This is a genomic window from Pseudomonas sp. GL93 (assembly GCF_003408955.1).
In the GTDB taxonomy this organism is placed as follows: domain Bacteria; phylum Pseudomonadota; class Gammaproteobacteria; order Pseudomonadales; family Pseudomonadaceae; genus Aquipseudomonas; species Aquipseudomonas paracarnis.
Window position 1 is genome coordinate 54003 of the sequence record NZ_NKRF01000119.1, and the last position, 13629, is coordinate 67631.

The following is a 13629-nucleotide window of genomic DNA, read 5'->3' on the forward strand; positions in this document are numbered from 1 at the left end:
AAGTCTTGTTGGCCCTATATTCCGCGGCCTCACATCCTTGGGGAAGGGACACGTCATGTCGCGCACTATTCTAAAAATACCGGCCCGTTCGCCACGCATGCTGGCCTCCGCCATTGGCGTTGCCCTGAGTGCCGGCTCCGCCGCCCACCTGGCACAGGCCGCTGAAAATACCGAGTCAAAAGGCGAGCGCAACCCTATCCCCCTCGGCGCCACCAACATCACCGGCCAAGAACAGGACAACACCTCCTACCAGGTGGAAAAAGCCTCGTCGCAGAAGTACACCGCGCCGCTGGTGGACACGCCGCGTTCGGTCACTGTGGTGCCGCAACAAGTACTCAAGGACACCGCCGCCACCTCGTTGCAGGATGCCTTGCGCACCGTACCGGGTATCACCTTCGGCGCCGGTGAAGGTGGCAACCCTCAGGGCGACCGTCCGTTCATCCGTGGTTTCGACGCCCAGGGCGATACCTACCTCGATGGCGCGCGCGATACCGGTGGCCAGAGCCGCGAGATCTTCGACATCGAGTCCATCGAAGTCAGCAAAGGCCCGAACTCTTCATTCGGCGGCCGTGGCTCGGCCGGTGGCAGCCTCAACCTGGTGAGCAAGACCCCGCAAGCGCGGGACTTCACCAACGGCGGCTTTACCTACGGTTCCGATCAGACCCGCCGCTACGTGCTCGACGTAAACCGCCAGTTCCTCGACGACAGCGCGGCATTCCGCCTGAACCTGATGAGCCATGAACAAAACGTGGCTGGCCGCGATGCGGTGAATTACGACCGTTGGGGCGTGGCACCGTCGCTGACGTTTGGCCTGGGCACACCGACCCGTGTCAACCTCAGCTACTACCATATGGAAAGTGATGACCTGCCGGATTCGGGGATTCCGTATGGCTACAGCTCCAACGGAGCACGTGCGGCCCATGTACACGACAAACCTACCGACGGCGGCGACAGCAACAACTTCTACGGTTTAAAACACCGCGACTTCCGTAAAACCCGCGCCGATATCAGCACGTTCTCCATTGAACACGACCTGAACGACAACATGACGCTGAAGAACACCCTGCGTCATGGCAGCACCGGCCAGGACTACGTATTGACGCAGCCTGATGACAGCCAGCACAACGTCAATCAGTTCGGCACTGTGTGGCGTCGGGCTAACAGTCGCGTGTCCACTACGACGACCACCACCAACCAGACCGATCTGTTCGGCAGCTTCCAACTGGCGGGGATGAAGCACTCCTACTCCACCGGCCTGGAATTCACCGGTGAAGAAACCCGTGTCAGCGGCTATACCGTCAGCCCCAACTCGAACCCGGTTTGCACAACGGCCAAGGGCAGCCTGGGCGGCCAGTGCACCTCACTGAGCAACCCGAACCCCGACGACGCCTGGAACGGCAGCATCGCGCGCAACTACAACGGTACCAACACCAAAGCTACCAGCCGCGCCGCGTACGTATTCGACACCATCGAACTCGATCCGAAATGGCTGCTGAACGTGGGCCTGCGCTACGACACCTTTGACACCGAAGCCAACACCAACGCCGTCGCCGGGCGCACCAAGATCAAGGAAGACAGCCAGTTCTTCAACTGGCAGGCCGGCCTGGTCTGGAAGCCAGTGGAAAATGGCAGCATCTACGCCTCCTACGCGACCTCGGCCTCACCGGCTGGTGGCCTGGTAGGTGAAGGCGCCGACGGCAATCCGCTGTCTGCCGGTGCCGCCAGCAGCGACTTGCAGCCAGAAGAAACCGTCAACTACGAGCTGGGCACCAAGTGGGACCTGTTCCACGATCGCCTGTCCCTGACTGCTGCAGTGTTCCGTACCGAGAAGAAGAACACGCGCATTCTGGTGGATGCACTCACCTACGAAAACGCGGGTGAATCGCAGGTCGATGGCGTGGAATTGTCGGCCAGCGGCAAGCTCACCGATCAATGGCAAGTGTTCGCCGGGTACACCTACCTGGACAGCGAGTTGGTCAAATCCGGCCTCAACGGGCGTAACGGCGTAGTCAGTGCCGGCTCCAACAAAGGCAACCAAATGCCCAACACGCCGAAGAACTCCTTCAGCCTGTGGACCACCTACGACATCACCCCCAAGCTGACCGTCGGCGGCGGCGCCTTCTACGTCGATGAGGTTTACGGCGATGCCGGCAACCCCGTGTATGTGCCGTCCTACACCCGCTACGACGCCATGGCCAGCTACAAGCTGACCAAGAACGTCGACCTGCAATTGAACGTGCAGAACCTGACCGACAAGACCTACTACGACAAAGCCTATTCGGCGCACTTCGCCAACCAGGCGGCCGGTCGTACGGCGTTGTTGACCACCAGCTTCCACTTCTAAAAGCGGTCAAGGTTCAGCCAGGAGCCCCACACATCGGATGCGTGGGGCTTTTGCGTGTTTACCGGCAACTCACGGCATAATGCGCGCCGTGATCAGATATCCAGCTAAGCGAGGCGCTCCGACGTGTTGAAGAAAACCCTGTTCCAGTTGCATTGGTTCTTCGGCATCACGGCCGGGCTGGTGCTGGCCTTGATGGGGGTCACCGGGGCCGCGTACTCGTTTCAGGACGAGATCCTGCGGGCGCTCAACCCCACCGTGTTGAGCGTGCAGAAACGCGAGGCCGGTGTACTGCCGCCCGCCGAGCTGGTACGCAAATTGGAAGCGGCCGAAGGCAAGACCGTGGCCATGCTGTGGGTAGAAAGCGACAGCGGCAACGCAGGCCGCGTGTCCTTTACCCCGCCACCGGGCGAGCGCCGTGGCCAGATGCGCTACTTTGACCCGTACACCGGCGACTACATGGGTGACGCGGTCGGCCAGGATCTGTTCGGTTTTATCCTGCAACTGCACCGCTTCCTCGCCATCGGCGACACCGGGCGCAATATCACCGGCGCCTGCACCCTGATCCTGTTGTTCTTCTGCCTCTCCGGCCTGTACCTGCGCTGGCCGCGCCAGGTGAAAAGCTGGCGTGTCTGGCTGACCCTGGACTGGCGCAAAAAGGGTCGCAGCTTCAATTGGGACCTGCACTCGGTATTCGGCACCTGGTGCCTGCTGTTTTACCTGTTGGCGGCGCTGACCGGGCTGTATTGGTCCTACGACTGGTACAACCGTGGCGTGACCAAACTGCTGTCCGATGCGCCGCAGAACGAGCGCATGCGCAAGCGCGGCCCAGCCCCTGCAGGCCCGGCTCCAGTGGCCAACTACGATGCGATCTGGAGCAGCATCTACAGCAACGCCGGCCCCGACTTGAGCGCCTACAACATTCGGATGCCCGCGGTCGCCGGGCAACCGGCCACCGTGTATTACCTGCTCACTTCATCGCCCCATGACCGCGCGCTGAACCAGATCAACCTGGACCCGGCCAGCGGCGAGGTCAAATCCCACGAGCGCTACGCCAGCAAAAGCCTCAAGGCGCAGTTGCTGACCAGTGTGTATGCGCTGCACACCGGCAGCTATTTCGGCCTGGTCGGGCGCATAGTCCTCACCGTCAGCTCACTGCTTATGCCGCTGTTTTTCATCACGGGCTGGCTGCTGTACCTCGACCGACGCCGCAAAAAGCGCCAGGTCCGCGATGCCCGCAAAGGTCTGACACATAACCACAGCGATGCTCCGGCCTGGCTGATCGGCTTCGCCAGCCAGAGCGGCTTTGCCGAACAACTGGCCTGGCAAACGGCCGGGCAACTGCAGGCTGCGGGCCTGGCGGTGAAGGTGCAGCCCCTGGGCAGTGTCAGCCGCGACGACCTCAGCCAATCGCAGAACGCGCTGTTCGTGGTCAGTACCTTTGGCGACGGCGAAGCCCCCGACAGCGCCCGTGGGTTCGAGCGCAGCGTGCTCGGCCAGGCGCTGCCCCTCAAAGGCTTGAACTACTCGGTGCTGGCCCTGGGTGACCGGCAGTACGAACATTTTTGCGGCTTTGCCCGGCGCCTGCATTTCTGGCTGACCAACCAGGGCGGCACCCCGCTGTTCGCACCGGTGGAAGTCGACAGCGGCGACAGCCTGGCGCTGCAGGCCTGGCAACAGCAACTGGGCCAGCTCACCGGGCATGCTCCGGCAGCGGCCTGGCCGACGGCCCAGTACGAAAACTGGACCCTGAGCCAACGCACTCTGCTCAACCCCGACAGTGTCGGCTCGCCCGTCTACCTGCTGGGCCTCACATCCACGTCTGCGCACAGCTGGCTGGCCGGCGACCTGGTGGAAGTCCTGCCGCGCAATTGCCCCTGGGCCATCGAACACTTCCTGGCCGGACTGGGCTTGGTCGGCAGCGACGGCGTGGTGATCGACGGCGTGGCCCACACCCTTGATCAGGCCCTGGCCACGCGCCAACTACCGGACAACCGCACGCACCTGGTCGGCCTGCACGCCCAGGCATTGGTGGATGCGCTGGTCCCCCTGGGCATGCGCGAATACTCCATCGCCTCGATTGCCAGCGACGGCGTACTGGAGCTGATCGTTCGCCAGGAGCGCCACCCCGACGGCAGCCTGGGGCTTGGCTCCGGCTGGCTGACTGAACATGCCGCCCTCGGCTCGGCCATCAGCCTGCGCCTGCGGCGCAACAGCGGCTTCCATTTGCCCGACGCGCCGGTGCCGCTGATTCTGCTGGGCAACGGCACCGGCCTTGCCGGCCTGCGCAGCTTGCTCAAAGCACGCATTGCCGACGGCCAGCAGCGAAACTGGCTGCTGTTTGGTGAACGCAATATCGCCCACGACTACCTGTGCCAGGACGAACTGCAAGGCTGGCTCGCCAGTGGAGACCTGGCCCTGCTGGACCTGGCGTTTTCCCGTGATCAAGAGGAGAAGGTCTACGTACAGGATCGCCTGCGCGAGTCAGCGGATGTGCTGCGCAAATGGCTGGCGGACGGCGCAGCGATTTATGTGTGTGGCAGCTTGCAAGGGATGGCGACGGGGGTGGATCAGGCACTGGCAGACATCTTGGGCAATGAGGCGCTGGAGCGCCTGATCGAACAGGGCCGCTATCGTCGGGATGTCTACTGACCCTGCTAACGCCTGCCTTGATCGTTCCCACGCTCCGCGTGGGAATGCCGCCCTGGACGCTCCGCGTCCGCTCTTGACGGCGTGACGCGGAGCGCCACAGGATGCGTTTCCACGCAGAGCGTGGGAACGATCAGGCCGGTTGCAGTTTTTGCTCGAACACTAAAACCCCGTCCAAGTCCCGTAGCATCACCGTCAACTCCGCCGTCTGCCCATCTATCTGCACTTCACCAAAAAACTGAAAGCCCGCAAACGGCGAGGTGTTCTGTGCCGGTGGCGCCTTCTGGAATACCACGTGCGGGCCAAAGGTTTTGTCCAGCGGATTGGGCCCGAAGCTCCCGGCATTCAACGGCCCCGCTACAAACTCCCAAAACGGCTCGAAATCCTGGAACTCCGCGCGGTCCGGGTGGTAGTGATGCGCCGCGCAGTAATGCACATCGGCCGTCAGCCACACGTGGTTGCGCACCTTGTGCTCATGCAGGAACCCCAGCAGTTCGGCGATCTCCAGCTCACGCCCTTGCGCCGGGCCAGGGTCGCCATTGGCGATCGCTTCCCAACGCGCCACGCCGGGGCTGACTTCACCGTCGGGCACGCCCAGGCCGATGGGCATGTCGGCGGCGACCACCTTCCACTGCGCTTGCGATGCCTTGAGCCCGCGCTTGAGCCAGTCCAACTGCTCACGCCCGAGGAAGGGTTTTTCAGCGCCCAGGTTGTCGTCATTCGGCCCACGATAGCTGCGCATATCCAACACAAACACATCCAGCAGCGGCCCATAACTGAGCTTGCGATAAATGCGCCCGCCACCGTCGGCGCTCTGTCGGCGCATGGGTGAATATTCCAGCCAGGCCTGGCGGGCACGGCCCACCAGGGTGTTGATGTCGCGGGTCTGGTAACGCTCATCCAACTGCTTGCTCGATGACCAGTTGTTGATCACCTCGTGATCGTCCCACTGCCAGATCTGCGGCACCTCGGCATTGAAACGGCGTACGTTTTCATCCAGCAGGTTGTAGCGGTAATTGCCGCGATATTCATCGAGGGTTTCGGCGACTTTGCTTTTGGCTTCAGTGGTGATGTTGCGCCAGATGCGCCCGCCTTCAGTGGTGAGCTGCGCGGGGACCGGGCCGTCGGCGTAGATGGTGTCGCCGCTGTGGATAAAAAAGTCCGGCAGGCGCAGGCGCATGGCTTCATAGATGCGCATGCCACCGATGTCCGGGTTGATGCCGAAGCCTTGGCCGACGGTGTCGCCGCTCCACACAAAACGGATATCACGCCGCTGTTGCGGCACGCTACGCAAGTGGCCGAACCAAGGCTCGCTGGCGACGCCGCTCTGGGCATCTTCGAAGTGCACGCGGTAGAAAATCGCCTGGTCGACCGGCAGCCCGGTGAGCTCGACACGGGCGGTAAAGTCGGTGCGGCTATCAGCCAGGGGCGAGACGAATCGGCGCGGGTTGCTGAACACGCTGCGAGTGTCCCACTCCACCACCATTTTCGCCGGGCGGTCGCTGCGGCTCCAGATCATCGCGCGATCGCCCTGCAGGTCGCCCGATTGCACGCCGTCAGTGAGTTGCGGTCGGTCCTTCACCGAAGCGATCACCGCCGGCGCCAGGCCCGGCAACAACAGGCCAGCGCCCACGGCTTGCATCACACGGCGGCGACCCAGATCGAAGTGGCTCATGCAGGTGCCCTCTTGAGTATCAAAAGGGCCACTTAAACATGATGGGATGAAGCGCAGATGACAGGATCCAACTGTAGGAGCGAGCTTGCTCGCGAAAAACGTCAACGATCACGCGGGCTTGCTGAATGAACGCGGCGCCGTTGAGTTCTTCGCGAGCAAGCTCGCTCCTACAGGGTATTGGTCAGGCAGTCACGGCCAGCTCGGCCGCTTCCGGCCGCTTGAGCACGGCATACACCAACCCGGTCAACCCACTGCCCGCCACAATCGCCAACAAGTACAACAACGCATGGTTCATCGCATTCGGAATCCCCAGCACAAACAACCCGCCATGGGGCGCGGCGAGTTTGCAGCCAAAGTACATCGACAGCGCGCCCGTCAACGCACCACCGGCGATGCTGGCTGGAATGACGCGCAGCGGGTCTTTGGCGGCGAAGGGAATCGCGCCTTCGGAGATAAAGCACAGCCCCAGGATCATCGCCGCCTTGCCGGCCTCGCGCTCGGTCTGGGCGAACTTGCGCCGGGCCAGGAACGTAGCGATGCCCATGCCAATCGGCGGCACCATGCCGGCGGCCATGGTCGCGGCCATCGGCGCGCCGCTCGACGCGGCCAGCAGGCCAACCGAGAACGCATAGGCCGCCTTGTTGATCGGCCCGCCCAAGTCCACGCACATCATGCCGCCGAGCAGAATACCCAGCAGCACCGCGTTGGTGGTGCCCATGGTGCTGAGGAAATCCGTCAGGCCCGTGAGCAAACGAGCGACCGGTGGGCCCACCAGGTAGATCATCACCAAGCCGGTAAACAGGCTCGCCAGTAACGGGATGATCAGGATCGGCTTGAGCGCTTCCAGGCTCTGGGGCAGTTGCACCGCGCGGCTGATCAGCTTGACGCAATACCCGGCGACGAAACCGGCGAGGATGCCGCCGATAAACCCAGCCCCCAGCGTCCCCGCCAGCAGCCCGCCGATCATGCCGGGCGCAAGCCCAGGACGGTCGGCAATCGAGTAGGCGATGTAGCCCGCCAGCAGCGGCACCATCAACAGGAACGCCTGGTCACCCACGGATTTGAGCGCCGCCGCCAAGGTGCCGGGCTGTTCGAAGGCATGGATGCCGAACACAAACGACAAGGCGATCAGCAAGCCCCCCGCCACCACCATCGGCAACATGTACGACACGCCGGTGAGCAGGTGTTTGTAGACGCCGGTTTTCTCGGCCTTGGCCGGTGCACCGCTGGCCGCGCTTTCCACCGCACCTTCGGCGAGGGCTTTGTTGAGGATGGCTTCGGATTGCTTGAGGGCAATGCCGGTGCCACAGCGGTAAATCTTCTTGCCGGCGAACCGCTCGGTGGCGACTTCAATATCCGCCGCCAGTAGCACCACGTCTGCCTCGGCGATGGCTTGCGCGCTCAGTGGTGTACGGGCGCCCACCGAGCCTTGGGTCTCGACCTGCAAGTCGTAGCCCAAGCGCTTGGCGGTCTGCTGTAAGGCTTCGGCGGCCATGAAGGTGTGGGCCACCCCGGTCGGACACGCAGTAATCGCGACGATACGCGGCGCGTTCTTCGCCAATACCGGGGCGTCACTGGCGACATACACCTGAGCCTCTTCAGCGCCCCGGCGCAATACGCCTTCTACGTCCGCCAGCGCCTGGGCCGGCGTGGCCTGGAACACGCGCTTGCCGACAAAACGCTGCATATCCACCGGGGTACTGCTGACCAGCAGCACCCACTCGGCATCATCAATCGTCGCCTGGGACAACTGGCGTTCCGGGCGCTGCACATCGACGACTTCAACACTGGTGTGCAAGCCCATGCGCTGGGCGGCGGCGTCCAACAAGCGGGCGCACAGCACACTGGTGACCATGCCGTTCGGGCAGGCGGTAACAATGGCTAACTTCATCACAAACCCTCTTATTGTTCTGTCAGCGCGCGCACAGCGACGCCGCTTTCGAGATGCGCCAACTGCGCGTCATCGCTGATGCCAAAACCGATCTGTGTCACCGCCATCGCGGCAATCGCCGTGGCCCGGCGCAGGGTGTGCTCCGGCGTGTCGCCACTGAGCAAACCGTGGAGCATCCCGGCCAGCAGCGAGTCGCCGGCACCCACAGTACTGGCCACTGCCACCTTGGGCGGCGTGGCGTGCAGCGCCGCACCTGGGCGGTACCAGGTCACGCCTGCGGCCCCGTCGGAGACCACCACATGCTCGACGCCTTGCTGATGCAGTCGGCTGATGGCATCGGTGGCGTTACCCAAGGCTTCGGCCAACTCTTCGGTATTGGGTTTGACCAGCCACGGGCCAACCTCCAACCCCAGGCGCAGCGCTTCGCCGCTGGTGTCCAGGGCGACTTTCAACCCCAGGTCTTTCAACGCCTCCAGCAAACCTTTAAACCACTGCGGGCTGACGCCGCGCGGCAAGCTACCGGCCACCACCACCGCATCGAACTCCGGCCCAATCATCGCGATCATTTTGAGCAGCGCTTTTTGCGCCTCTTCAGTCACCAGCGGCCCCGGTGCATTGATGTCGGTAACCCGCCCATCCTGTTCGGCAATCTTGATGTTGCTCCGGGTTTCGCCGGGGACACGGATGAAGGCATCGCCAAACCCACGGCGCTTGATCAGCGCATTGAAAGCCTGGGGGTTGGCACTGCCGAGGAACCCGCCCACGCTGACGTAATGGCCAAGGTCCGCCAGCACCTGCGCTACATTCACGCCCTTGCCCGCCGCGTGGGTGAGCATCGCTTCACTGCGATTGACCTCACCGGGTTGCAGGTGCGCCAGGCGTACCGTGAGGTCCAACGCCGGGTTCAGCGTCAGGGTCAGAATATTCGCCATCTACACGGCCTCCACTAGGGCACGCACTTCGGCGGGCGAACCCACTGTCAGTGCTTGTTGCGCCAGGCCCTGGGCCTCGCTCAGACTGAATTCACGCACCCGCGCCTTCACCTCGGGAATGCTGCGGGCCGACACGCTCAACTCATCCACACCGAGGCCGACCAGCACCGGCACCGCGAGCGGGTCCGCCGCCAACTCGCCGCACACGCCCACCCATTTGCCGTGGGCATGGGCGGCGCGCACGGTGATGTCGATCAGTTGCAGGACTGCCGGGTGCAAGCCATCGGCCTGGGCCGACAGGGTCGGGTGGCCGCGGTCGATGGCCAGGGTGTACTGGGTCAGGTCGTTGGTGCCGACGCTGAAGAAGTCGACTTCCTTGGCGAGGACCGGCGCCAGCAACGCGGCTGAGGGCACTTCGATCATGATCCCCAGTTGCAGGTCCGCCACTGGGATCTCAAGGCGCAGGCGCTCGGTCATGTCCCGGGCGGCGCGCCACTCATCCACGCTGCCGACCATGGGGAACATGATGCGCAGCGGGCGGTTATCCGCTGCACGCAGCAATGCGCGCAGTTGCGCTTCCATGATCTGCGGGCGTTGCAACGTCAGGCGAATGCCGCGTACACCCAGGAAGGGGTTTTCCTCTTCGGCAATCGGCCAATAGGGCAAGGGCTTGTCACCGCCTACATCCAGGGTGCGCACCACCAACGGGCGACCATTGAGGCCGTCGAGTACGCGACGGTATTCGGCCTCCTGGGTGGCCTCGTCCGGCGCCTGGGGGTGGGCCATGAAAATCAGTTCGGTGCGCAGCAGGCCAATGCCTTCGGCGCCCTGCTCCACTGCACTGGCCACCCCGGCGCTTTCGCCAATGTTGGCGAACACTTCCACGGCGTGGCCGTCACGGGTCAGCGCCGGTTCATGGCGTTGGGCCGAAGCGGCTTGCAAGCGCTGTTCGCGGCTGTCGCGCTCCACGGTGGCCCGTTGCAGGGTGGCGGCGTCGGGGTCCACATGCAGGCGACCGCGCTGGCCATCGAGTAACAGCGGCGTACCGGCGTTGAGCAGTAACACCGCAGCGCCAGCGCCGACCAAGGCCGGAATGCCCAGGGCGCGAGCGACGATGGCACTGTGGGCGGTGGCGCCGCCCCGGGCGGTGAGAATGCCGGCAACGCGGGCCGGGTCCAGACGCGCCACGTCCGAAGGGCCGACCTCTTCCATCACCAGGATGTAGGGCTCGCTCGGTTCCTGCACGCTTTGGACGCCGCACAACTGGGCCAGCACGCGGCGGCCGATGTCACGCAAGTCCGCAGCACGCTCGGCCAGCAAGGCATCCTGCAAGGCTTCCTGTTGCTTGGCGGCGGCTTCGATCACGCTCATCCAGGCGGCTTCGGCGCTTTCGCCTTGCTTGAGGCGGGTGTCGACTTCGTCGGTCAGTTCCGGGTCGTCGAGCATTTCCTGGTGGGTGATGAAAATTTCGCGGATGGCCTTGGCCTGGCTACGCTCGATCAGGCCCTGGATATCCGTGCGCACCTCGCTCAAGGCCGTGTACAGACGCTGGCGTTCGGCGGCGGCGGACTCACCGCGCAACGGGTAATCGAACACCTGCGGCACCTGGATATGGGCCGGGCCGATGGCGATACCCGGTGCGGCGGCAATGGCCTGGAGTTGGCTACCGCTCAGTGGCGCACTGAGCACGGGCTCGATGTTAACCTGCACTGGCTGTGCGCTCACCGTGGGCAAGGGCTCGACCTCTTCGCCAAGGCCCTCTTGCACGGCGGCCAAGAGGGCGGGCAGTGCATCGCCGGCCACCGTCGGCTCGGCCACAAACTCCAGCACCTGGCCACGACGTGCGCCGAGGCTGAGCAACTTGCTCAGGCTTTTGACCGACACGGCACCCACCGCGCCGTCGACGATGCGCACGCGAATATCGCCATCAAAACTTTTCGCCAACTGCGCCAGGATCTTGGCCGGGCGTGCATGCAACCCGTGGGCGTTGGCCAGGGTAATGCGGGCGCTGGGCCAGTCCGGCGGCAGTTCACCGCCCAGCACTTCCAGCACCGCGCGGCTGCTGGTGGCGCGTCCCAACTCCTGGCCGCGCCCTTCAATGAGCAAGGCACACAGGCGTTCAAGCAGGGTCTGGTGCGCTTCACCAAGGCTCGCCAGGCAGAACAGGCCGTGCAAGGGTTGGCCGAGGTAACGCATGGGCTTGTCCGGCGTCACAAAGGCCAAGCCCGGACGCTTGACCGTCTGTTCGCTGTGCAACCACCACAGGCCATCGCCCAGGGGCAGCGCGTCGACCTGCTGCAATACGGCGGCAAAGCCATTGCTCACACAGTCGGCCTGGCGCAGCAGGCGTGCGCCGCGCCACACCAACTCTTCAAAATCATCGGCCGACACGCCCAGGCTGATCATCTGCGCATCCAACGCCAGTTCCTGGGGCGCGCCTTGCAACAGTTTCAACAGGGCTTCGGCACTGCCGGCACGGCGCAACGCCTGGCCCAGGTCGGTTTCACCGAGGGCACGGGTGAGCAGTTGCAACAGGCGCAGGTGTTCATCGGATTTAGCCGCGATGCCAATCGCCAGGTAGACGATCTGGCCATCGCCCCAGTCCACCCCTTCGGGGAACTGCAGCAAGCGCACACCGGTGGAAAACACCTGGTCGCGGGTTTCTGGCGTGCCATGGGGGATGGCAATGCCTTGGCCGAGAAAGGTCGAACCTTGGGCTTCACGGGCTTGCAGGCCACTGAGGTAACCTTCGGCAACCAGGCCATCGGCCACTAATTTGTCAGCGAGCAGGTGCAAGGCAGCAGATTTATCCACAGCCACCTGGCCCATGGATATCTGCTCTACAGTGAGCTCAAGCATGCCGTTCTCCTAGTTAGTGCGACGGGCGCACTAGGTATTGTTGTAGGTAAATAGGTTCAAAATTAACTGACTGAGCGGTCAATTGGCAGTAGTCACTCAGTGGCGAACATCGTAAAAATACGCTTGCTGAAACGTTTAATCTAGAATTTATGGCAGATTACGCGTTAATTGCGCAAGCTTGAAGGGCCACTCGGCGCTTGCTGTGGGACATTGGTCGAATGCTGGAATCGGTTACGATTGGACAAAATGTCGGGGCGAGCGCCAAAAAACAAGGAAATCCCGGTTTGAAACTCAGTGATATCGCACGTCTGGCCGGTGTGTCCGTTACCACCGCCAGCTATGTCATCAATGGCAAGGCCGAACAGCAGCGCATCAGCAACGCAACCGTTGAGCGTGTGCGTGCCGTGGTCCAAGCCCATGGCTTTACCCCCAACCCTCAAGCCGCCGGGCTGCGCAGCCGGCATACGCGAACCTTGGGGTTCATCCTGCCAGACCTGGAAAACCCCAGCTACGCACGCATCGCCAAACTGCTGGAACAAGGGGCACGGGCGCGGGGCTATCAACTGCTGATCGCCAGCTCCGATGATGAAGCGGACAGCGAACGCCAACTGCTGCAACTGTTCCGGGCGCGGCGTTGCGATGCGCTGTTCGTCGCCAGTTGCCTGCCGGCCAGCGATGACAGCTATCGCGAGCTGCAGGCCAAGGGGCTGCCGGTGATTGCCATCGACCGGGAGATGGAGCCGAACCAGTTCTGCTCCGTGGTCAGCGACGACCACCAGGCCTGCAGGCAACTCACCAGCAGCCTGCTGCAACCACTGCCCAAACAGATCGCACTGATTGGCGCGCGGCCCGAGCTGAGCATCAGCCAGGCACGTACCGCCGGTTTCCGTGATGCGCTGCAGGGCTTTACGGGCGAAGTGATCATCGAACAGGGCGAAGCCTTCAGTCGTGACTGCGGCCGAGAGCTGATGGAGCAACTGCTGCAACGCCTGGGGCATCTGCCGGACGCGCTGGTAACCACCTCCTACGTACTGCTGCAAGGCGTGTTTGATGCGCTGCATGACTTCCCCCTCAAGTCACGCCCCCTGCGCCTGGGCACCTTCGGCGATACCCAGTTGCTGGATTTCCTCCCGCTGCCGGTCAACGCCATGGCCCAGCAACATCAGTTGATTGCCGAGACCGCCCTGCGCCTGGCCCTGGCCGCCATTGAAGAAGAACAGTACCAACCCGGCGTGCATGCGATTGGCCGGACCTTCAAGCAGCGTATCCACGAGGCCTGAGC

7 protein-coding genes are annotated in these 13629 nt (G+C 63.4%); 3 read left to right on the forward strand and 4 right to left on the reverse strand.

What is annotated here, in order from left to right; genetic code table 11:
- Positions 1 to 55: 55 nt before the first annotated feature.
- Complete coding sequence (locus CER19_RS24975; protein WP_116668357.1) at positions 56 to 2344, forward strand: TonB-dependent siderophore receptor; 2289 nt, start codon at positions 56 to 58, stop codon at positions 2342 to 2344.
- A gap of 123 nt (positions 2345 to 2467) precedes the next feature.
- Positions 2468 to 4993 carry a sulfite reductase flavoprotein subunit alpha gene (locus tag CER19_RS24980; RefSeq protein ID WP_116668358.1) on the forward strand — a complete coding sequence of 842 codons (2526 nt, stop codon included), beginning with the start codon at positions 2468 to 2470 and terminating at the stop codon, positions 4991 to 4993.
- 130 nt (positions 4994 to 5123) lie between these two features.
- Here CER19_RS24980 and CER19_RS24985 read toward each other — a convergent pair whose 3' ends face one another.
- The 4 genes from CER19_RS24985 to ptsP all read right to left on the reverse strand — a co-directional run bounded on the left by CER19_RS24985 (position 5124) and on the right by ptsP (position 12347).
- Entirely contained in the window at positions 5124 to 6665 is a 1542-nt protein-coding gene (locus CER19_RS24985) for an alkaline phosphatase (protein WP_116668359.1), read from the reverse strand.
- Positions 6666 to 6846: 181 nt separating this feature from the next.
- Positions 6847 to 8556, reverse strand: coding sequence for a PTS fructose-like transporter subunit IIB (locus CER19_RS24990; protein WP_116668360.1), 1710 nt, complete (start codon positions 8554 to 8556; stop codon positions 6847 to 6849).
- A gap of 11 nt (positions 8557 to 8567) precedes the next feature.
- Positions 8568 to 9488 (reverse strand): 1-phosphofructokinase, encoded by a 921-nt coding sequence (pfkB, locus tag CER19_RS24995; protein WP_116668361.1) that lies wholly within the window; start codon positions 9486 to 9488, stop codon positions 8568 to 8570.
- On the reverse strand, positions 9489 to 12347 hold the full coding sequence (gene ptsP / locus CER19_RS25000; RefSeq protein WP_116668362.1) for a phosphoenolpyruvate--protein phosphotransferase: 2859 nt from the start codon (positions 12345 to 12347) through the stop codon (positions 9489 to 9491).
- A gap of 284 nt (positions 12348 to 12631) precedes the next feature.
- On the opposite strand from ptsP, the gene cra reads away from it, so the two are divergent.
- The gene (cra, locus tag CER19_RS25005) at positions 12632 to 13627 is read left to right on the forward strand and encodes a catabolite repressor/activator (protein ID WP_014716882.1); all 996 of its coding nucleotides are present in this window, start codon (positions 12632 to 12634) and stop codon (positions 13625 to 13627) included.
- Positions 13628 to 13629: the final 2 nt, after the last annotated feature.

Bases quoted from the DNA above. Each gene is read 5' to 3' on its own strand.
- CER19_RS24975 (WP_116668357.1), top strand. From the start codon at position 56: ATGTCGCGCACTATTCTAAAAATACCGGCCCGTTCGCCACGCATGCTG.
- CER19_RS24985 (WP_116668359.1), bottom strand. From the start codon at position 6,665: ATGAGCCACTTCGATCTGGGTCGCCGCCGTGTGATGCAAGCCGTGGGC.
- CER19_RS24990 (WP_116668360.1), bottom strand. From the start codon at position 8,556: ATGAAGTTAGCCATTGTTACCGCCTGCCCGAACGGCATGGTCACCAGT.
- pfkB (WP_116668361.1), bottom strand. From the start codon at position 9,488: ATGGCGAATATTCTGACCCTGACGCTGAACCCGGCGTTGGACCTCACG.
- ptsP (WP_116668362.1), bottom strand. From the start codon at position 12,347: ATGCTTGAGCTCACTGTAGAGCAGATATCCATGGGCCAGGTGGCTGTG.